This is a genomic window from Candidatus Methylacidiphilales bacterium (assembly GCA_030054035.1).
Lineage (GTDB): Bacteria > Pseudomonadota > Gammaproteobacteria > JASGCS01 > JASGCS01 > JASGCS01.
Window position 1 is genome coordinate 1 of the sequence record JASGCS010000009.1, and the last position, 19,434, is coordinate 19,434.

The window sequence follows — 19,434 nt, forward strand, 5'->3', positions numbered from 1 at the left end:
TTTCTCCCTAGTACAAACCTCTGGCAATCTAACCCTCGCATCAGCATTAAACCTATCTAGTGCAACGATTAGACTCACTACCTCAGGCGCCAATGCAAACATTGATCTCGGTGCAAATGCCATTACCGCAACATCAATCTACCTTACTGCAGCAGGCAATATCATCGGCACAGGAACGCTTACCATAGGTACTAGTGGCAGCCTTAATGTAACTTCATCAAGTGGCTCTATCGGTACTGCAAGTAATGCAATCGCAATTGCTCGCACCTCGGGCATATGGGCATCAACCAATCTCATACTCTCAGCAACCAATGGTTCTATCTATATTAAGACCGCAACATCTGATGCTCTTGCAGCACTCTCTGCTGCTTCCTTTAGATTGCTTGCAACAGGAACTTTCTTCCTAGAGCAAACTGCAGGTACGCTCACACTTGCATCAGCGCTTACCTTCCCAACCGCAACCATCATTATTAAAAATAATGGAGCAATCCAATTTAATGCTTCAGCATCAATTACTGCAGCTGCTATTACCCTCAGTGCTACAAGTTTTACCACTGCAAATCATAGTGCCTATCATCTTCGTGCTCCATCATTATCCATTACTAGTAGTGCAGGTGATATTGCTTCAGAAACCAGCAAGCTAGTTATCTCAAGTGCTTCATCAGAAGTACCTGATTTTACTTCGCTCGTAGTTCGCACCCCAACCAGCAACAAAGCCTACCTCATTAGACTTGGAACAAAAGATACTGCTACGAATGCACTCAATCTCATAAAGCAAAGCACCTCACCAAATGGAACCATTATCTTTTATGATCAAATCAATCCTACGCAATTACTAGCCACTACTAGCTCAGCTACAAAGAAAAAACAATACGAAGGGTTTGTCTCGCAATTACTCTTTAATCTACTTGGCTCACTTGGCGCTGATTGTAGCAAGACTGGATTGCTTGCTTCCCTAATCGCAAAACCACTGTGCTCATTGAAGTTGTAGTGCGCAGGTTGTATGATCTAAGTGTCATGGTAAGATTATAATAGTAGCTTGAGTTTAATTTTTAGACAGTTATTTGATGCTTCTAGTTCAACGTTTACTTATATAGTAGGCGATTCTAGTGATGGTTCTGCTTGTATCATTGACCCTGTTCGGGATAATGCAGAATTATATATTCGTTATGTTTCACAGTTACAATGTCGATTATTGCTGAGTGTAGAAACACATGTCCATGCGGATCATATCAGTGCTGGTGATACGCTGAGAGAATCCACAGGGTGCGCAACAAGGATTGGCAAAGAATCTAAAGTAAACTGTAGTTCAGGTTTTTTCTCTGATGGTGAAAAGTTACAGATTGGAGCAATTACTTTGGTATGTTGGTACACCCCTGGACATACAGAAGATAGTTATTGTTTTTACAATGAAAGCACTAAACAATTATTTACTGGTGATACGCTATTGATACGAGGTTCTGGGCGAACTGATTTTCAAAATGGTAGCGCAGTCCATGCTTATAAAAGTTTGCAAAGATTATTACAATGTTCTGATGATACCATCGTGTATCCAGGGCATGATTATCATGGGTTAACAATGTCAACCATTGGTGAGGAACGGATGTATAACCCTAGATTACAATTTCCAAATGAACAGGAGTTTGTGAGTCACATGAATTCCCTTAACTTCCCAAAACCAGAACGTATGGATATTGCTGTTCCTGCTAATCAAGCCTGTGGAAAGATTGTAAATAATAACTATATCGGTTAAAATAATTATATGAAAAGTGAAGGCTATTTTGTTCCACACCATGCGTATTGGCCAATCGTTGGGTCAATTGCTTTGTTCATGGCTTTTATTGGTGCGAGTAACTGGTTAAATGGCAATATTGATGGCTCGTTTTTATTATTTGGCGGGTTAATTCTGTTGTTGGTAATGATTTTTGGTTGGTTTTCAAAAGTAGTCGCTGAAAGTGAGGCTGCTATGTATAACAGTCAGGTTGATCGCTCATTTCGCTGGGGAATGGCATGGTTTATTATTTCTGAAATTTTTTTCTTCGCTGGTTTTTTTGGCGCTCTTTTTTATATTAGACAATTTTCATTACCTTGGATTAGTGGAGAAGGTCATGGTTTTTATACTTTTACTGAGCTATGGAATTCATTTGTATATACTTGGCCTTCAAATGGTCCAGCTGGATTAGGCGGTGATTTTAAAGCTATGCCTCCTTGGGGAATTCCTGCGATAAACACAGCGCTGTTGTTAACTTCTGGAGTAACAATTACATTGGCGCATCATGCACTAAAAGAAAATCATAGAAAAGCACTAGTGTTGTGGATGATGGCAACAATACTTTTAGGCGTACTTTTTGTTGGATTACAAGGGTATGAATATTATCACGCGTGGTCAGAATTAAACTTGACATTAAGCAGTGGTGCGTACGGCTCTACATTTTATTTATTAACTGGGTTCCATGGATTTCATGTTACCATTGGTGCGATCATGCTGATCGTTGTAACGTTTCGTTGTGCGTTAGGTCATTTTAAACCTGAAAGTCATTTTGCTTTTGAGGCCGTAGCTTGGTATTGGCATTTTGTTGATGTGGTGTGGCTCGGTCTGTTTGTATTTGTCTATTGGCTCTAGATTCCATGCGGATGGAGATATCCGAGGCGATAACTGACAAATAAAATTACAAAGATTGTGACTGATAAGCCGATTCTGATAGTGAGAGAACGAAGTAGTCTATTCTTTTTGCTAGAATCTTTAATCAAGAAAAATAGTCCAGCGCCTAGTGCAATAATCGTAAAGATGAGAAGTATTGAAATTATAACTTTCATAGGATGCCCAATATAATACCATGAAATTAAATTCTGGCAAAATGTTTAGAAGACTCAGTCAGTTGCTATTTATTTTTATTGGAATTATCTGTTTATCAGCATCATATTGGCAGTATCAGCGTGGTCTTACCAATCAAGCCTTATCCCTCGGTCTGTCTTCAGTTAATCGTACGGGGTACCACCAAAGCACAGGCAAAGAATTATCAGATCTAGGCTCCGAGATATCTCATGTTTTAATTGACTTACAATTTGATGAGATGAACCCTCAGTTTTTTTTAGAACCTAGGTATCGTGATGGGGTGGAAGGCAGAGAATTGTTAACACCATACCAAGCTGATAATATGATTATAATGGTCAATCGTGGATGGATAGCAATGCAAGATAGTCAAGTTTCAGAGTATGTAAAAAAACCACCTGAGCAGATACAGGTGAAAGGGTATTGGTTGCGCTATAAAAAACCAATCAATTGGCTACTAAATACCCAAGCTGAGTTGTTCTACCCTAATAGTCTAATTCGAAGGATTGCTTTGTATGATCTTGAATATCTAAAAAGATTTTATCAATTTCCAATTGCCAGTGGGATTTTGTTAGCTCAATCAGCAAAGCTTATGGTTGCGGAGAAAGATCGCTTACTTGCGCCGATTCTTACCAACCATGTTGCGGAGTTACCTACCCCGTATCCTGCGTACAAAAATTACGGTTATAGCGTGCAGTGGTTGATATTTTCTTTTTTTGCTTTTGGATTTTTTATCAGGACAGTATATCTGGAGAAACGAAATGAAAAAATCAAATAGAACGTTACTGTATCTGATCTGTGCGGTATTTACTCTACCCTTCATCAGCAGTTTTTTTGTTTTAAGGTATTATCACAATAATCCACAATCGTTTGATACCAAACAACATGGAGTGTTAGTTTCAGGATCTGTGGTGGTACCAACATATAAGCAAAATACTACCCCATTCTCGTTAGTCTTGATACAAGATAAGTCTTGCAATGAGATTTGTGCAAAAACTAAAGCAATCGTATCTAGAGTAATTATGCGGCTAGAAAAACAAGCGTCGCTAATTCAATTACTAGAAGTAGAATTGAAGCGAGATGATGCTTGGCAAATTGAATTGATGGGCCAATTAAAAAAGACGCAACATTCACAAACTGAATCAAGTACGGAAAGTTTCCTGGTCTTGTTTGATCACCAAGGGTTGGCCGTGCTTGTCTATCCTATTGTTGTTCCACCTAAAGATCTTCTTGACGACCTTAAATCTATTTTAAAAATTTATAAAAAATGAATTATTCTTTTGGCGCGCCGCGATTATTTTGGATTGTAGCATTTATTCTGAGTATTACCATCATAGTATTAGGTATTACGACAAGATTGTTTGATGCGGGATTATCCTGCCCAGATTGGCCATTATGTTATGGAAAGGTTACCCTGGTTTTTGATGAAACAGTACACCAAGAGATCAATCAAGGTAATCCAGATGTTCCATATGATTTGTTTCGAGTTTCTCTCGAATTTATCCACAGAGCGTTAGCAACGCTACTTGGTTTAATCAGCGTTGGTTTGTTGCTCTATAGAGTTACTCAGAAACTTACTTTTTCATTTCACCCCTCGTTTTTACTTATACTCGTAGCTTCCCAGGGTGTGTTTGGAATGTACACAGTTACCCTGAGTTTAGTTCCTTGGGTCATTGTTGTTCATTTGCTTTTGGGGTATGTAACCGTAAGTTATCTTTGGGCGCTATCAGTCTCTTCAGTTATTCAAAGACATAAACTTCAGTTTTATCCAATGTGGGTTTCACGGGGGTTATTGATTTGTATTCTTGTTTTGGTAATTCAGATTGGCTTAGGTGGCTTGGTAACTGCTACTGGCGCGTCACTGGCTTGTGTGGGGTTTCCCGAATGCAATCAATATTTTATTCCGCCGTTGGAACTGAACGCTGATATTTTATTTTTACCAGCAACACTTGAACAGTTGCAAACCATTCATTTTATACACCGAGTTTTTGCCTTTATCGTTACCACTATTTTAATACTATATATGGTGCTAGTTTTTCGCTTATGCGCAATGTCGCATATTAATTCTCAAAATCCATTGGCGTTACCAAATCATTTTCAATGGAAACCACTGCGTCAAGGACTGTTACTACTAGCAAGTTTACTTGCTTTGCAATGGCTTTTAGGTGTTTTAAATGTCGTTATCGCAAGGCCATATGTAGTAGCATTGCTCCATAGTATCAATGGCTTAACCATGGTGTTGTTATTGTTGTTTTTGTATATTAAGATTACTCCACAGAAACGATCTCTTTCAGATTTAATAGCTAAACCATGATCAGACCCTTTCTTGATTTAATTAAATTGAGAGTGGTTAGCATGCTAGTATTTACTGCTTGGGCAGGTATGATAATCGCAGTGTTACACAATCATCTAATGCCATCAATGATGGTATTGGTATATGCTACGATTGGGATTTTTTTTGCATCTTCTTCTTCTGCTTGTCTGAATCAGATCTTTGAGCGCTATATTGATGAACGCATGAAGAGAACCGCACTGCGTCCATTGCCAACTGGCTCTATATCTCCATTTGTTGCTATAGTAATTGCAATCGTTTTATTTTTAATTTCAATGGGCGTTTTGTATTATTTAGTAAATCCCATTACCTGTCTGCTGACATTATTCTCATTTATTTTTTACAGTTTTATATATACACTTTTCTTAAAAAAAAATACTGCACAAAATATTGTAATTGGAGGTTTGGCTGGGGCACTTCCTCCTCTGCTTGGTTGGACTGCAGTTACTGGTACTATTGATCCTTTTCCGTTGCTATTAACCGGTATTATTTTTATTTGGACCCCATCTCATTTTTGGGCGTTATCAGTAGCGAGAAGAGCGGAATATGCTACAGTAGGATTGCCTATGTTACCAGTAATGTACGGTGTCCCCTTTACAAAAGCCTATGTGCTTTTATACTCCATACTACTGGTAGTAGTGAGTTTGTTACCTTGGATAGGTACATTTGCAGGTATTATTTATTGTGGTGGCGCAATTGTATTGGGCGTTCGTTACTTATATCTTGCGTTTAGGCTGTATGCTGAGCCAGCAGATCAAGATAGTTTTGCTATGCCACTGTTTAGATTTTCAATACAGTACATTATGTACTTATTTGCTGTACTAGTACTTGATAAAATATTTTCTTATTTGTTTAACTAACTAAGGGAAGTGAAACTCGCTCACGCATTGTAGATAATGCTCTTGATTCAAGTTGGCGAACGCGTTCAATGGAAATCTTAAACTCCTTAGCAATTTCATCTAGCGTTGATTTTTTATCACTTAAGTATCTGAGTTGAATTAATTTTCTGCTTCGTTTGTCTAAACCCATCAGAGCAACTGAGAGCAACTCATGTTTAGTAGCATCTTCATCTTGTTCGCTAGCAAGTTCAGTGGGTTGCAAATGTTTCGGAGCCGATAAATAAATTGATTGAGGTTTGTTTGAACCGCTCTCATTGCCGTCACTTTTGTTTTCAATAGCTATATCAATAGATGAGTCCGATTGACACAACCTTTGCTCCATCATCCTCACTTCTTTCGTTCCGACTTTTAATTCTTTGGAGATTAAATTGATTTCGCCATTACTAAACCATTGCTTTTCTTTTTTCATCGCTCGTAATCTATAAAATAACTTCCTCTGTGCCTTGGTGGTAGCGATTTTTACAATCTTCCAGTTTTTAATAATAAACTCATGGATCTCTGCCCGTATCCAGTGAATGGCAAAGGTAATTAAGCGAACTTTATGTTTTGGATTAAACCGTTTAATTGCCTTGATTAGGCCAATATTGCCTTCTTGAATTAAATCCTGTAATGATAATCCATAACCCTGATATTTTTTTGCGATATGTATGACAAAGCGTAAATTAGATAAAACTAGCTTTTCAGCAGCGATCCTGTCGTTATTTTTAATCACCTTATTCAAAAGCAATAGCTCATCTTCAGCGCTCAAAAGGGGGTGTTTTCTAACTTCATTAAGATACTGCTTAAATTGAGCATTCCCGTTATCGCCACCTTTGTAAGGGATAAGTGAAACTGAGCCTATTATTTGAGGCAAATTAGCATTAAGTGCGGTATTCATACAATAATTATAACACCCTATGAGCTATTTTTCAAGTAATACTTAAGTTAGCTTAATTTTATAGCTTCTTTTAAGTGATTTTCAATTGAAAGATGGGCTGAAAGCCAACCCACAAGACAGCCCAGCATTATCATAGTGATGGAATAGCCAGCTAATGATGGAGGCTCATGGTTAGGCAGGATAGTTGGCAGGTCCTGTATGTAATACGAGCAGAGTAACAACAAGGCAGTCGCTGTCATAGAACCAAGTAATCCTACCATTAAACCAAAATAGTAGTATGGTCGTTTGATGAAGATAAAACTAACCCCACAGACCACTTGTACTTTAATAAATCTGCTCTGTTTGTGAATCTCATTACTAATGCTGTTGCTCATAATAAGCACCATGCCCATGAGCAGCAGTATTCCTATAATTGAGATAATCCGATTTGCTATAGTTGAATAGGCATGGATTGTAGCAAGCCATGTACGATCAAGTTGAATAGTATCTATTAAGGTAAGCTCGGCAATTTGTTTTTGGAGTTGTTCTATAAATTGGTTATTGTTATGATTAATATTTAAATGAATGATGAATGAGTAGGGCAGAGGACTGCCGCCATCTAGCAAAGAATCTTGTAGCTCTTGGTCTGGCATATTGCTGGTTAATTGTTTGAGAAGTTGGTCTGGAGACAGTACCTGAATTTCTCGCACCTGTGGAATTGCTTTTAATTGATTGCTTAATGTAATAATGTCTTCTTCTTGTGCGCCATGTTTGGCAAATGCAGTAACGGTGTAGGCATCTTGCCAGTCTTGTTTAATAGATGAAAAGTAGTTTGTAATGATAAAAAAACCACTTGGCAGAAAGATAGCAATTGCTACTGCTAAGATGGTTAGTGAGCTGGTGATTTTGCTATGCGTGAGCATGGTTATGCATTGTCTAATTGCGTATATTTGTTCTTGCATCATGTCTGAAGTTGAGTAGTGCTGTCAATTTGGATTTTACCTTTGCTTAGTGAAATATGTCTACCTGGGTAATGTCGCATTAATGAGATATCGTGGGTGGCAAGTAGCACGGTACATTTATTCTGATGTATTTTTGCAAAGAGCTCTAGGATATTTCTTTTGAGTTGTTCGTCAAGGTTTCCGGTAGGCTCATCTGCTAGGATTAGACTCGGAAGATTTGCAACAGCTCTTGCAATACTAACTCGTTGCTGCTCACCACCTGAGAGGGCGTTGGGCATGCTTTTTGCTCGGTGATCTAATTGGACTAGCCGTAATGCGGCATAGGCCCTATCTTGTATGTCATGTTTGGTATACCCTGAAGACTGCAAGGCAATAGCAACATTATCATGTACCGTGAGGTATTCAATAAGTTTAGGTTGTTGGAAGACAAAGCCAATTTTCCTTCTCAATTGCTGTAGTTGGGATGGGGTGATAGATGAAACATTTCTTTTGTTGAAAAGAAGAATGCCGGTATTAGGCTTCTCCATTCCAACGATAAGTTTTAACAATGTAGATTTTCCTGCTCCTGAATGTCCTGTCAGATAGCAGAAAGTCGACCTCTCAATGTTCATAGTTATTGAGTCAATAGCGTTCCCAGTTTCTGCGTAAGATTTGGTTACCCTAGAGAATTCTAATATGGAGTTGTCTTGCATAGAAAGTAATTAGTATATAATAACACCGCCTGTATGTTTCGTGATATCCTTTTAATTATCTTGGGCTTTTGTGTGACATCGATAACGGAAGGTGCCGAGAAAATGCCTAATTCTATGAGTTCCGAAAGAGTCTATAGTAAAAATTTAACCAATGGATTAAAGGTCTTAGTTAAAGTTGACCAACGCTCCCCATTAGTAACTCACCAAGTTTGGTATCACATTGGTTCAGCCGATGAGACGCCAGGAACCACTGGAAAAACTCATTTACTAGAGCATCTCATGTTCAAGGGTACGAAAAAATATCCTAAAGAATCAATTTCAAAAACTGTATCAAAACTTGGAGGAAATGACAACGCTTTTACTTCCAGTGATTATACGGCTTATTTTCAGAATATCCCCAAAGAACATCTTGCTACGATGATGGAGATAGAAGCTGATAGAATGGCCAATTTAAAAATATCAAAAAAAGAGTTTGAAAAGGAATTACAAGTAGTGAGAGAAGAGCGTCGTCTCAGGGTATCAGATAATCCGCAAAGTAAACTCTATGAAAATTTTCTCTCGGCGGCCTTTGCTAATAGCGGTTATAAAATACCAGTGATAGGATGGGATGAAGATTTAATTTCTCTGCGAGTAGAAGATGTGCAGAGTTGGTACGATCAATGGTACGCCCCAAACAATGCTACGCTAGTTGTGGTTGGAGATGTAATTCCCAAAGAAGTATTTGCGTTAGCCCAAAAATATTATGGAAAAGTTAAACCTAAACATGGTATTCGCCGTCAGCGTCCGATTGAACCACCTTTAAAACATTCTGTGCACATTGACATGAAAGCAGAAAATGTTTCACCACTAGTTATTGTCGGCTACCATGTCCCAGGATATTTAGCAAGTAAAGAAGAGAGCCTTGCGCTCGCCATGCTTTCAATGGCATTTGCAAATGGAGAGAGTGACTGGTTGTACCGTACGCTAGTATTAGAAGAAAAATTAGCACTAACGGTAGAAGCACATTATGAGTTAGAAGATCGCGGCACTACCCTTTTCACTATAAACGCAGCGCCGACACCAGGTGTATCTTTAGTAACGCTACGAGATCGCATCAAAACCCTTGTATCACAAATTCCCGACTCATTATTTTCTTCTCAAACTAGAAATAAAATAAAAAATCAATTGCGCTCTGCTAAAGTATTTGCACGAGATTCAATTTTCTACCAGGCGATGCAATTAGGCGTACCTGAATCAGTACAAATTGCTTGGGATGAATATGCTTCAATTGAAAATGCTATTGAAGCTATTTCTGAAGAAACCTTGCGTGTGACTGCAAAAAAATGGTTTCAAATTGATGCGACGGTAACCGCAACGTTAAACCCACAATGATATGTTGCTTAGAGGTTGGTGTTTTATTTTCATTGTATTACTCTCAGGAGTGCCAATGACTAAATCTATTGCAGTGAGTTTGCCGATTCAAGAATGGAGAGATGAAACAGGAGCACGAGTGTTATTTGTTCCTCTCAACCATATTCCTATGGTTGATATTCAGGTGATACTCCCTGTCGGTTCTTTTTTAGATGGAAAAAAAATTGGCTTAGCTACTGTAGCCAGCAAATTAATTGGCACGACTCTGACCACAATGTCGCGAGTGCAATTTGCAGCGGCGTTTGAATCCACTGGCGCTTCTATTGATGTCCAAGCAGGTAATACCGCAACTACTCTTAGTGTTAGATCATTACAAGATGAACATATACTCAGTGAAGTAGAGCGACTAATCTCATTAGCACTTTCAGAGCCGAATCCAACTGAATCTGATTTGCGCCAAGTAAAAGATAGCATCCTGCATCAACTAGAAAATCAAAAATCTGATGCTGGAGATCAGGCTTTTAAGAAAATAAATCAATTACTTTTTGCTGGCCACCCATTCTCAAATCCAGTGCTTGGAGAAATTCCTACCGTGCAATCAATTGAATTAGCTGAAGTAAAAAAAATCTATTCCTCTCAATACACTTCAGCAGGCAGTATTGTTATTATCGTTGGTGATTTGACCAAGGCCCGAGCACAGAAACTTAGCAGCACAATTCTAAATGCATTACCAAAAAATCCAATCACACCTCTACCTCCACTACCTAAAGTGCCGGAAGAAAGCACCGCTAAGCCTGTATCCGTAGCAATGAATACCGAACAAACTCATCTACTCTATGCGATGCGTGCTCCCAATCAACAAAGCGATGATTTTTACCCACTAATGATCGTTAATCATATATTTGGAGGGAATGGATTTTCTTCTAAACTGATGAAAAGTATCAGAAGCGATGAGGGGCTGGCATATAGTGCGTCAAGTTGGTTGCAACCTGTAGTGGGAGGCGGAGTACTGTATATCTATGTGCAAACTAAAAATAAAAGCAAAGAACGCGTGCGTCAACTTATTTCACATGAATTAAATAATTTTAAACAAAACAAAGTATCAAAGGCAGAGTTTCAGGATGCGCTTGATAATTTAATTCGTAAGGAAGCTTTTTTGACAAACAGTAATAAAAAAATCGTTGAGCTTCTGGCAACTATTGCGCTCTACAATCTCCCTTTAGGGTATCTTGAAATGCGAACAAAACGATTAACTTCTATTTCTCAAAAAACTGCATTAGAAATATGGAACACCCACTTGAGTAAACAAGCGTGGGTTGAGGTCTCTGTGGGACCAATTGAATCCTCAGTGCCGTGACCATTCGTATTTCTGGTGGTGAGCTTAATTCAAGATTGCTCCAAACCAATCTAGATAAAACGTTAAAACCGACAACTAATTTCCTTAGACAGGTACTATTCAATTGGTTAGGTCTTGAAGTGCACGGTGCACATATATTGGATCTCTGTGCTGGAAGTGGTGCAATTGGGATTGAGGCACTTTCCAGAGGTGCTTCGCATGCAACCTTTGTAGAGAAGCAAAGTATGCTTTGTAAAGGGATTGAAGATAATTGTAGAAATTTCAAAATTGAGCAAACTAAATTTGAAGTGGTTTGTTTAGATGTAATATCTTATTGTGAGCGTGTAGCGAAAAAATACCATGTCGTATTTATTGATCCTCCATATTCAGAGCATGCACTAATACCGCAATGTATTGATGCGTTAATTCGTTCAGAAAGTCTTACTCATCAGGCAAGTATTATTTGCGAGACATACGCAAAAACCCCTCCCTTTCAAAGTGCTTTTGTGAAAATGCTTAAAAGAAAGCAAACTAATACGAGTGCGCTTACTTTGTACATGTATCTAGCATAAAATACCTAATTACCATGTCTAAGACTGCAATTTATCCAGGCACCTTTGATCCAATTACCCTCGGGCACATTGATATTGTCCAGCGTGCAAGTATGTTATTTGACCATGTCGTGCTAGCAATTTCTGCTAATCCTTTAAAAAAGACTTGTTTTAGCGTAGAAGAACGGGTAGAAATGTCCCGCGAAGCGCTAGGATTTTTAAAAAATGTACAAGTAGATAAGTTCCACACCCTTGCGGTTGATTTTGCCACTCAGGTTGGTGCAAAAATCATCGTGCGTGGATTGCGGGCTATTTCAGATTTTGATTATGAAATTCAAATGGCAAGTATCAATAGTCAATTAGAAGGAACTGTGGAAACGATTTTTTTAAGTTCCGCTAAAGAATTATCTAATGTTTCTTCAAGTATGGTTAAACAAATTACATTCTATGGCGGAGATTATTCAAAATTTGTTCACCCCGCTATTATTCCCTATCTATCAAATGTTTCAAAAGAAAAGCTGTTGTAACTAGAATTACTAATTATATAAATGACTTTAAGAATTACCCAAGAATGTATTAACTGCGATGTGTGTGAGCCAGTTTGTCCTAACAAAGCTATCTATATGGGCAAGGAGATATATGAGATTAATCCAGATTTGTGTACAGAATGTGTAGGGCACTTTGACAAACCCCAATGTCAAGTAATCTGTCCAATAGATTGTATTGAAGTTAACCCTTTAATACCAGAAACTAAAGAACAACTTCTTCAAAAATTTAAACGATTAGTTAATGTGCCATAACAATCAGTAATTGAACCATGCACAAGATGGGTGCGTGAACCAGTTACTGAGCTTAAGTCAATTGAGATATTCCTAAGTTTACAATCGGCAAAATAAGCAAAGGCCATTGCTTCGCAATAATCAGATGGAATCCCAAAACCATCCGAGCGCTCTACTAAACATGGATCGGATATGGCAGTGATTCTCTCCATGAGAAAATTATTTTTAACACCGCCACCACAAATAATAATTCTTTCGAGAGAATCGCCATACTTTTGGCAAGCTTGTACACAGGTCTGAGCAGTGAGCTCAACTAATGTGCTAAGAATATCACCTTTTGTGCAATGCGGATACTTATTTAAAAATTTTTGTAGCCAACCTATATTAAAGTATTCTTGACCAGTGCTTTTAGGTGGTCGTTGATGAAAATATGCTTCGCTGAGGAGCTCTTCTAGTAATGTATGTTGAACATTACCTTTTCGGGCAGTTAAACCTTCTGCGTCATAGGACATACCGTATTGCGTTCTGCACCATTCATCAATGAGTGTGTTGCCAGGTCCGGTATCAAACGCTATCATTGATTCGGAATTTTCCGTTGGGAGGAATGTTACATTCGCTATACCGCCTAGGTTTATAACTGCTCTGCGTTCTTGATTATGCGCAAATACCGTTCGGTGAAAAGCTGGAGTCAGTGGTGCTCCTTGTCCGCCATTAGCAATATCACTTTGACGAAAGCCACTAATGACAGGAATCGCAGTTACGCTATTAATTAAATCTGCATCTATTAACTGAAAGCTAAATGGCGCATAGGATAAAGGTTGATGCCTAATCGTTTGACCTTGATACCCAATGGCATGAACAATTAAATCTTTGAAAGGATCTGTCCTGAGCCTTTCATCAATAATCTCACAGCACACTTTTGCGATTTCTTGGCTCAAGCCATAGCAAGTTTGTAATGACACTTGATCGCCAGATTCACGAAGTTGTCGCAAACGGTTTTTTAGAGATATATTAAATTCACTAAATGCGCTATCTAATAATCGTACGGTTGCGTTTGTGCATTCAACCAAGACATAGTCCACCCCATCAAGACTAGTGCCAGTCATTAAGCCTACGATATTCCTAGGCTTATCTCGTTCAAGCTCGGTGACTTGTTTGCTGGGATCATTGTTCATCGGTAAATACTCCCTTGCGTTGCTCCATTATTAATTTCATTTTCTTTGTTTTCTTTTAAAAGTAAAAATCGCTCATACGCAATACGCGAAAACTCTCGCCTCTGGGTTGCGGGTATATCTTTGCCACTAGGGAATTCTACCTTACTTGGGTCGACATATTTATCATTAATTAATAATTCAAAATGGACATGAGGGCCAGACGACAAGCCTGTGTTACCAACATATCCAATAATATCTTTTTGCTTGATATATTTTCCTACATAGGTGCCTTTGGCAAATCTTTGCATATGCCCATATAAGGTGGTGTAGTTGCCAGTATGCTTAATTTTTATGAGATTACCGTATGAACCTTTATACCCTATGTATTCAATTCTACCATCTGCAACAGCATAGATAGGAGTCCCTATGGCAGCAGCATAATCAACACCAAAATGACCTCGCCAAACTTTAAGAGTGGGATGATAACGATTAGTGCTGAATCGTGAAGAAAGTCTGCTCAAAGCAGGATCTACAGGCTGCCGTAGAAAACTTTTTTTAATATTCTTCCCCTTGTCATTATAATATTCTCCTTTGCCTCTGTCATCTTCAAAGTATAGCACTTTAATGGTTTTTTTCTTTTGATGGACCGGAACATACTCAGCTATCAGTATCTTATTATTTTTATAAAACACCCCATCTCGGTAAATTGTTTCATAGATAAAGTTAAATACATCTCCTTTCTGTAATTCGTTGCTAAAATCTAAGTCCCAGACAAACAGCTCTAATAATTTTCTAACTACTGCTTGAGATATATTTTTTCTATTTCCTTCAGCAATGATAGAGTCTCGGATGGTTAGACTTACAAATGTATCTCGGTAATCTAGTGGGATTGATTTGAGCACTGCAGAATAATTGGATTCATTTTGAGTAATGACAAGTTGTTTAGTGTCATTGAGGTCATACTCAAGCTCAAGAATTGCACCGTCTATAGATCGTAGCAGTCTAATGTATTTACCTGGGCTTAAATCCTTGGTTACTTTGCGCACGAGGGGGATGTTGTTTATTTTATTTATAATCTCAGATTTTATTTTTGCCATAGTAAGTATATCAACTAATTTTTGATTTTTTGAAATTTTTAAATTGTACCAAATCCCCGTGCCTCGGTTAGCGACATCAATGTCAATTGAAGAATTTTCTAATGTGCTTAAAGGTATTTGAATTTCTTCTTGAATTAACGTGGGGGGCGAGAAGTAAAGATATATCAATCGAAGTGAAAATAATAAAACAAATCCAATGCCTCCTCCAATAACTATCTGAGCAAGCAATGGGCCCCTATAGAATCTAATTGCGGTTTTTGAAAAGCCCTTAAATGGGTTCTGTGAAAACATAACTATTTTGACTAAATGTCTTTGTAATATCTTACCTTTTTAGAGTATAATAATGAACCCAAAACTAACTTTGGTTAGTTTTTTCTTTTACAGTTTAAAACGCATAGTCAGTAGTAATAACAAAATTAAACATATTTGTTCGGGCATTTGATTAAGGTCATTCATTAGAATCGAACTATGGAGATATTCTGAATTTATTTAGAATATTGAAGTAGTTCAAAATATTAAAAAAATACGAAGAGTTTGATCATGGCTCAGATTGAACGCTGGCGGCATGCCTAACACATGCAAGTCGAACGGTAACGCGAGTAACAAGTCCGCAAGGATGAGTTGCTTGGCGACGAGTGGCGGACGGGTGAGCAATACATGGGAATTTTCCGTATAGTGGGGAAAAACTTGGAGAAATCCAGGCTAATACCGCATAATCTCTACGGAGGAAAGGGGGCGCCGAAAGGGCTCTCGCTAAACGATAAGCCCATGTCCGATTAGCTAGTTGGTAGGGTAAAGGCCTACCAAGGCGACGATCGGTAGCTGGTCTTAGAGGACGACCAGCCACACTGGGACTGAGACACGGCCCAGACTCCTACGGGAGGCAGCAGTGGGGAATCTTGGACAATGGGGGAAACCCTGATCCAGCAATGCCGTGTGTGTGAAGAAGGTTTACGGATTGTAAAGCACTTTCGGCGGGGAAGAAAATAATGGGGCTAATACCTTCATAAATGACGTTACCCGCATAAGAAGTACCGGCTAATTCCGTGCCAGCAGCCGCGGTAATACGGAAGGTGCAAGCGTTAATCGGAGTTACTGGGCGTAAAGGGTGCGTAGGTGGTTATGAAAGTCAGATGTGAAATCCCCGGGCTCAACCTGGGAACTGCATTTGAAACTCCATAGCTAGAGTGCGATAGAGGAAAGTAGAATTTCTGGTGTAGTAGTGATATACGTAGATATCAGAAGGAATACCAACGGCGAAGGCAACTTTCTGGATCGACACTGACACTGAGGCACGAAAGCGTGGGGAGCAAACAGGATTAGATACCCTGGTAGTCCACGCCTTAAACGATGAGAACTAGCTGTTAGGGACTTGATCCTTAGTGGCGTAGCTAACGCGTTAAGTTCTCCGCCTGGGGAGTACGGCCGCAAGGTTAAAACTCAAATGAATTGACGGGGGCCCGCACAAGCGGTGGAGCATGTGGTTTAATTCGATGCTACGCGAAGAACCTTACCAGGGCTTGACATCCAAGGAATCCTGCAGAAATGTGGGAGTGCCGCAAGGAACCTTGAGACAGGTGCTGCATGGCTGTCGTCAGCTCGTGTCGTGAGATGTTGGGTTAAGTCCCGCAACGAGCGCAACCCTTGTCCTTATTTGCCAACAGGTAATGCTGGGAACTTTAAGGAGACTGCCGGTGACAAGCCGGAGGAAGGTGGGGATGACGTCAAGTCATCATGGCCCTTATGCCCTGGGCTACACACGTGCTACAATGGTCGGTACAGTGGGCAGCCAACCCGCGAGGGGGAGCAAATCCATAAAGCCGATCTCAGTCCGGATCGGAGTCTGCAATTCGACTCCGTGAAGTCGGAATCGCTAGTAATCGCGTATCAGCCATGGCGCGGTGAATACGTTCCCGGGCCTTGTACACACCGCCCGTCAAACCATGGAAGTTGACTGCACCAGAAGTCGTGAGCCTAACCGCAAGGAAGGCAGCGCCCACGGTGTGTTCAATGACTGGGGTTAAGTCGTAACAAGGTAGCCGTAGGGGAACCTGTGGCTGGATCACCTCCTAAAGAGAAGAACCTTAGCGAATGCCCGGATAAGTATTTTTAGTTTTTTATTATTACACTATCGTTTAACTGTATATTTCAATCTCACTTGGGTCTGTAGCTCAGGTGGTTAGAGCGCACCCCTGATAAGGGTGAGGTCGGTGGTTCAACTCCACCCAGACCCACCAATAACCACCAAATTAAATGCAATATATAAATTAAGTAAGATTATAATTTATGTTATAATATTTTAGAATGATTATAAATTATGGAGAACAAATGAAAAATTTAATTAAAGTATCAAAATATAGTTCAATTAGTTTATTTGTAGGGTTTACCACTACATTATTGTTAATGCTTTCAACTCAAAATGTTTTGAGTGAAACTTACAAAGATGAATTTAAACCGAGAATAAACCAATCATGGTGGCCTAATCAGATTGACTTATCGGCATTAAAAACTGGCGATAAAAGATTAAATCCTTACGGAAGCGATTTTAACTACGCAAAAGAATTTAGTAAATTAAATTTGGTAGCCGTTAAACAAGACATTAATAAACTACTAACTACCTCACAACCCTGGTGGCCAGCAGATTATGGTAACTATGGACCTTTCTTCATCAGAATGGCTTGGCATAGTGCTGGTACATATCGTACTATTGATGGAAGAGGTGGTGCAGATGGTGGGCAACAAAGACTTGATCCGTTAGCAAGTTGGCCTGACAATGGTAATTTAGATAAAGCGAGAAGATTATTATTACCCATTAAATTAAAATATGGCAGATCCCTTTCATGGGGTGATCTTATGGTTTTAGCAGGTAATGTAGCCTTAGAAAATATGGGATTTCAAACTGCAGGGTTTGCTGGTGGTAGAACAGATGATTGGGAGCCAGAATTAGTATTTTGGGGTCCAGAAGCAAAATGGATGGGAAGTGACCGAAGAGACAAAAAAACTGGTGAGTTAATGAAACCGCTCGGCGCAGCACATATGGGTTTGATTTACATTAATCCAGAAGGACCACAAGGCAAACCAGATCCAGTCGGTTCTGCAAAAGATATCAGAGAAACTTTTGCTCGTATGTCAATGAATGATGAAGAAACTGTTGCCTTAATTGCTGGTGGGCATGCCTTTGGAAAAATGCATGGCGCAGTAAAAGGAAATTGTAATTCAGTTGAACCTGGTGCGGCACCTATTGAACAGCAAGGGTTAGGTTGGAAAAATTCTTGTGGCAAAGGTAACGCAGAAGATACACTAACGAGTGGATTAGAAGGCGCTTGGACTCAAACTCCAGTTAGATTTTCTACTCTGTACCTAGCTAATCTTTTGAACAATGATTGGGAAATATCAAAAAGTCCAGCTGGTGCAATTATATGGACATCAAAAAAATTATTAAATGCCGCGCCTGACGCTCATGTGCCTGGTAAAACAGCACCAGTGGTTATGAATACTGGCGATATGGCCCTTAAAGCTGATCCTGCTTATAACAAAATTGCAACTAGGTTTTTGAATAACCCAGAAGAGTTCAAAAAAGTATTTGCTAATGCTTGGTTCAAACTTGTCCATAGAGATATGGGACCAAGAGATCGATACCTTGGCAATGATGCTCCGAAGCAAATTTATATTTGGCAAGATCCAATTAGTAAGCCAAATTATAAAACTCTCTCAGATACTGAAATTGAAACTTTAAAAGCAAGTATAGCAAACTCAGGTTTGACTGTCTCGCAGATGGTAAAAACTGCTTGGGCAGCTGCTTCAAGTTTTAGAGCGAGCGATATGCGAGGTGGTGTTTCCGGTGCAAGGATCAATCTACTCCCACAAAAAAATTGGGAAGTTAACGAACCTCAGGAGCTCAATAAAAATCTTGCAGTGTTAAAAGCTGTACAAGATAAATTTAATGAGGCTAGTTTAGGCATAAAAGTTTCACTAGCAGATATTATTGTATTGGCTGGTGTAGTTGGAATTGAAAAAGCTTCATTAAACGCTGGAGTAAAAGTAAGAGTTCCGTTTACTTCTGGAAGAGGTGACGCTACTCAAGCTCAAACCGATGCTAATTCTTTCATGTATCTAGAGCCAACAGCAGACGCATTTAGAAATTATTACAGTAAGAAAAGTTTGCGACCAGAATTAGACATGATGGTGGATAAAGCAAGTCAATTAAATCTCACTATTCCTGAGATGACTGCACTGATCGGTGGTTTGAGAGTAATCGGAGCTACCTATGCTAACACTAACCTTGGCGTCTTGACCAATAAACCTGGTGCTTTGAGCAATGACTTTTTTGTCAATCTGTTAGATACGGCACATGTCTGGGAAAAGAGTGCTTCAGACAATACCTATGTCATTAAAGATAGAAAGACCGGCGCAATTAAATACACTGCAACTTCAGTAGATTTAATCTTCGGTTCAAGTGCAGACCTTAGAACGATTTCTGAAGTCTACGCCTCGTCAGATGGTAAGCTTGAATTTATTAAGAATTTTGTTTTAGCATGGAGCAAAGTTATGGATTTAGATAGATTTGATCTAAGACATGACTTACCGTAGCAA

The 19,434-nt window shown here is 39.2% G+C and carries 19 protein-coding genes, 1 tRNA gene and 1 rRNA gene; 15 read left to right on the plus strand and 6 right to left on the minus strand.

Annotated elements, in window-relative coordinates:
• The 3 genes from QM538_06235 to QM538_06245 all read left to right on the plus strand — a co-directional run.
• Positions 1-991, plus strand: a 991-nt coding sequence (locus QM538_06235; protein ID MDI9348087.1) for a hypothetical protein, incomplete at its 5' end; no start/stop codon positions are given.
• A 48-nt stretch (positions 992-1,039) separates the two neighbouring features.
• On the plus strand, positions 1,040-1,753 hold the full coding sequence (locus QM538_06240; protein ID MDI9348088.1) for an MBL fold metallo-hydrolase: 714 nt from the start codon (positions 1,040-1,042) through the stop codon (positions 1,751-1,753).
• Positions 1,754-1,762: 9 nt separating this feature from the next.
• Positions 1,763-2,623 carry a cytochrome c oxidase subunit 3 gene (locus QM538_06245; GenBank protein MDI9348089.1) on the plus strand — a complete coding sequence of 287 codons (861 nt, stop codon included), beginning with the start codon at positions 1,763-1,765 and terminating at the stop codon, positions 2,621-2,623.
• Here the strand turns inward: QM538_06245 and QM538_06250 are convergent.
• Positions 2,620-2,817: a twin transmembrane helix small protein gene (locus QM538_06250; protein MDI9348090.1), complete on the minus strand. Its 198-nt coding sequence runs from the start codon at positions 2,815-2,817 to the stop codon at positions 2,620-2,622. The genes QM538_06245 and QM538_06250 overlap by 4 nt on opposite strands.
• A gap of 20 nt (positions 2,818-2,837) precedes the next feature.
• Here QM538_06250 and QM538_06255 point away from each other — a divergent pair, with 20 nt between their 5' ends.
• Genes QM538_06255 through cyoE form a run of 4 tightly spaced genes read left to right on the plus strand, consistent with a single transcriptional unit; the run spans position 2,838 to position 6,025 of the window.
• A complete protein-coding gene (locus QM538_06255; GenBank protein ID MDI9348091.1) occupies positions 2,838-3,611 on the plus strand; it encodes an SURF1 family cytochrome oxidase biogenesis protein in 774 nt (257 codons plus the stop codon).
• Positions 3,595-4,104 (plus strand): hypothetical protein, encoded by a 510-nt coding sequence (locus QM538_06260; protein ID MDI9348092.1) that lies wholly within the window; start codon positions 3,595-3,597, stop codon positions 4,102-4,104. The genes QM538_06255 and QM538_06260 overlap by 17 nt, the downstream gene beginning before the upstream one ends.
• Positions 4,101-5,147: a COX15/CtaA family protein gene (locus QM538_06265; GenBank protein MDI9348093.1), complete on the plus strand. Its 1,047-nt coding sequence runs from the start codon at positions 4,101-4,103 to the stop codon at positions 5,145-5,147. The genes QM538_06260 and QM538_06265 overlap by 4 nt, the downstream gene beginning before the upstream one ends.
• The gene (cyoE, locus tag QM538_06270) at positions 5,144-6,025 is read left to right on the plus strand and encodes a heme o synthase (GenBank protein ID MDI9348094.1); all 882 of its coding nucleotides are present in this window, start codon (positions 5,144-5,146) and stop codon (positions 6,023-6,025) included. Before QM538_06265 ends, cyoE begins: the two co-directional genes overlap by 4 nt.
• Here cyoE and rpoH read toward each other — a convergent pair.
• From rpoH to QM538_06285, 3 genes are read right to left on the minus strand one after another with little or no spacing between them, the layout of a single operon-like run.
• Positions 6,018-6,941, minus strand: a complete 924-nt coding sequence (gene rpoH / locus QM538_06275) for an RNA polymerase sigma factor RpoH (protein MDI9348095.1) — start codon at positions 6,939-6,941, stop codon at positions 6,018-6,020. The genes cyoE and rpoH overlap by 8 nt on opposite strands.
• Positions 6,942-6,988: 47 nt before the next feature.
• On the minus strand, positions 6,989-7,885 hold the full coding sequence (locus QM538_06280) for a permease-like cell division protein FtsX (GenBank protein ID MDI9348096.1): 897 nt from the start codon (positions 7,883-7,885) through the stop codon (positions 6,989-6,991).
• Positions 7,882-8,574, minus strand: coding sequence for an ATP-binding cassette domain-containing protein (locus tag QM538_06285; GenBank protein MDI9348097.1), 693 nt, complete (start codon positions 8,572-8,574; stop codon positions 7,882-7,884). The genes QM538_06280 and QM538_06285 overlap by 4 nt, the downstream gene beginning before the upstream one ends.
• 114 nt (positions 8,575-8,688) lie before the next feature.
• Here QM538_06285 and QM538_06290 point away from each other — a divergent pair, with 114 nt between their 5' ends.
• The 5 genes from QM538_06290 to QM538_06310 are packed head-to-tail and all read left to right on the plus strand — an operon-like array spanning position 8,689 to position 12,611.
• Positions 8,689-9,945, plus strand: a complete 1,257-nt coding sequence (locus QM538_06290) for a pitrilysin family protein (protein ID MDI9348098.1) — start codon at positions 8,689-8,691, stop codon at positions 9,943-9,945.
• 55 nt (positions 9,946-10,000) lie between these two features.
• Complete coding sequence (locus tag QM538_06295; GenBank protein MDI9348099.1) at positions 10,001-11,281, plus strand: pitrilysin family protein; 1,281 nt, start codon at positions 10,001-10,003, stop codon at positions 11,279-11,281.
• Positions 11,278-11,832 (plus strand): 16S rRNA (guanine(966)-N(2))-methyltransferase RsmD, encoded by a 555-nt coding sequence (gene rsmD, locus QM538_06300; protein MDI9348100.1) that lies wholly within the window; start codon positions 11,278-11,280, stop codon positions 11,830-11,832. The genes QM538_06295 and rsmD overlap by 4 nt, the downstream gene beginning before the upstream one ends.
• Before the next feature lie 14 nt (positions 11,833-11,846).
• Positions 11,847-12,338, plus strand: a complete 492-nt coding sequence (gene coaD / locus QM538_06305; GenBank protein ID MDI9348101.1) for a pantetheine-phosphate adenylyltransferase — start codon at positions 11,847-11,849, stop codon at positions 12,336-12,338.
• Between the two features lie 21 nt (positions 12,339-12,359).
• Positions 12,360-12,611 carry a YfhL family 4Fe-4S dicluster ferredoxin gene (locus QM538_06310; GenBank protein MDI9348102.1) on the plus strand — a complete coding sequence of 84 codons (252 nt, stop codon included), beginning with the start codon at positions 12,360-12,362 and terminating at the stop codon, positions 12,609-12,611.
• Here QM538_06310 and QM538_06315 read toward each other — a convergent pair.
• Complete coding sequence (locus QM538_06315; GenBank protein ID MDI9348103.1) at positions 12,578-13,765, minus strand: anhydro-N-acetylmuramic acid kinase; 1,188 nt, start codon at positions 13,763-13,765, stop codon at positions 12,578-12,580. The genes QM538_06310 and QM538_06315 overlap by 34 nt on opposite strands.
• The gene (locus QM538_06320) at positions 13,762-15,132 is read right to left on the minus strand and encodes a M23 family metallopeptidase (protein MDI9348104.1); all 1,371 of its coding nucleotides are present in this window, start codon (positions 15,130-15,132) and stop codon (positions 13,762-13,764) included. Before QM538_06320 ends, QM538_06315 begins: the two co-directional genes overlap by 4 nt.
• Positions 15,133-15,363: 231 nt before the next feature.
• Between QM538_06320 and QM538_06325 the strand changes: the two genes are divergently transcribed.
• From QM538_06325 to katG, 3 genes are all read left to right on the plus strand, one after another.
• A 16S ribosomal RNA gene (locus tag QM538_06325) occupies positions 15,364-16,914 on the plus strand.
• An 87-nt stretch (positions 16,915-17,001) separates the two neighbouring features.
• Positions 17,002-17,078: transfer RNA gene (locus tag QM538_06330), tRNA-Ile, on the plus strand.
• A 67-nt stretch (positions 17,079-17,145) separates the two neighbouring features.
• Positions 17,146-19,431, plus strand: a complete 2,286-nt coding sequence (gene katG / locus QM538_06335; protein ID MDI9348105.1) for a catalase/peroxidase HPI — start codon at positions 17,146-17,148, stop codon at positions 19,429-19,431.
• Positions 19,432-19,434 lie beyond the last annotated feature (3 nt).

What these genes read in the sequence shown, in the direction of transcription:
- QM538_06245 (MDI9348089.1), top strand. Translation starts at nt 1,763, where the DNA reads ATGAAAAGTGAAGGCTATTTTGTTCCACACCATGCGTATTGGCCAATC.
- QM538_06250 (MDI9348090.1), bottom strand. Translation starts at nt 2,817, where the DNA reads ATGAAAGTTATAATTTCAATACTTCTCATCTTTACGATTATTGCACTA.
- QM538_06255 (MDI9348091.1), top strand. Translation starts at nt 2,838, where the DNA reads ATGAAATTAAATTCTGGCAAAATGTTTAGAAGACTCAGTCAGTTGCTA.
- QM538_06260 (MDI9348092.1), top strand. Translation starts at nt 3,595, where the DNA reads ATGAAAAAATCAAATAGAACGTTACTGTATCTGATCTGTGCGGTATTT.
- QM538_06265 (MDI9348093.1), top strand. Translation starts at nt 4,101, where the DNA reads ATGAATTATTCTTTTGGCGCGCCGCGATTATTTTGGATTGTAGCATTT.
- cyoE (MDI9348094.1), top strand. Translation starts at nt 5,144, where the DNA reads ATGATCAGACCCTTTCTTGATTTAATTAAATTGAGAGTGGTTAGCATG.
- rpoH (MDI9348095.1), bottom strand. Translation starts at nt 6,941, where the DNA reads ATGAATACCGCACTTAATGCTAATTTGCCTCAAATAATAGGCTCAGTT.
- QM538_06280 (MDI9348096.1), bottom strand. Translation starts at nt 7,885, where the DNA reads ATGATGCAAGAACAAATATACGCAATTAGACAATGCATAACCATGCTC.
- QM538_06285 (MDI9348097.1), bottom strand. Translation starts at nt 8,574, where the DNA reads ATGCAAGACAACTCCATATTAGAATTCTCTAGGGTAACCAAATCTTAC.
- QM538_06290 (MDI9348098.1), top strand. Translation starts at nt 8,689, where the DNA reads ATGAGTTCCGAAAGAGTCTATAGTAAAAATTTAACCAATGGATTAAAG.
- QM538_06295 (MDI9348099.1), top strand. Translation starts at nt 10,001, where the DNA reads ATGACTAAATCTATTGCAGTGAGTTTGCCGATTCAAGAATGGAGAGAT.
- coaD (MDI9348101.1), top strand. Translation starts at nt 11,847, where the DNA reads ATGTCTAAGACTGCAATTTATCCAGGCACCTTTGATCCAATTACCCTC.
- QM538_06310 (MDI9348102.1), top strand. Translation starts at nt 12,360, where the DNA reads ATGACTTTAAGAATTACCCAAGAATGTATTAACTGCGATGTGTGTGAG.
- QM538_06315 (MDI9348103.1), bottom strand. Translation starts at nt 13,765, where the DNA reads ATGAACAATGATCCCAGCAAACAAGTCACCGAGCTTGAACGAGATAAG.
- QM538_06320 (MDI9348104.1), bottom strand. Translation starts at nt 15,132, where the DNA reads ATGTTTTCACAGAACCCATTTAAGGGCTTTTCAAAAACCGCAATTAGA.
- katG (MDI9348105.1), top strand. Translation starts at nt 17,146, where the DNA reads ATGATTATAAATTATGGAGAACAAATGAAAAATTTAATTAAAGTATCA.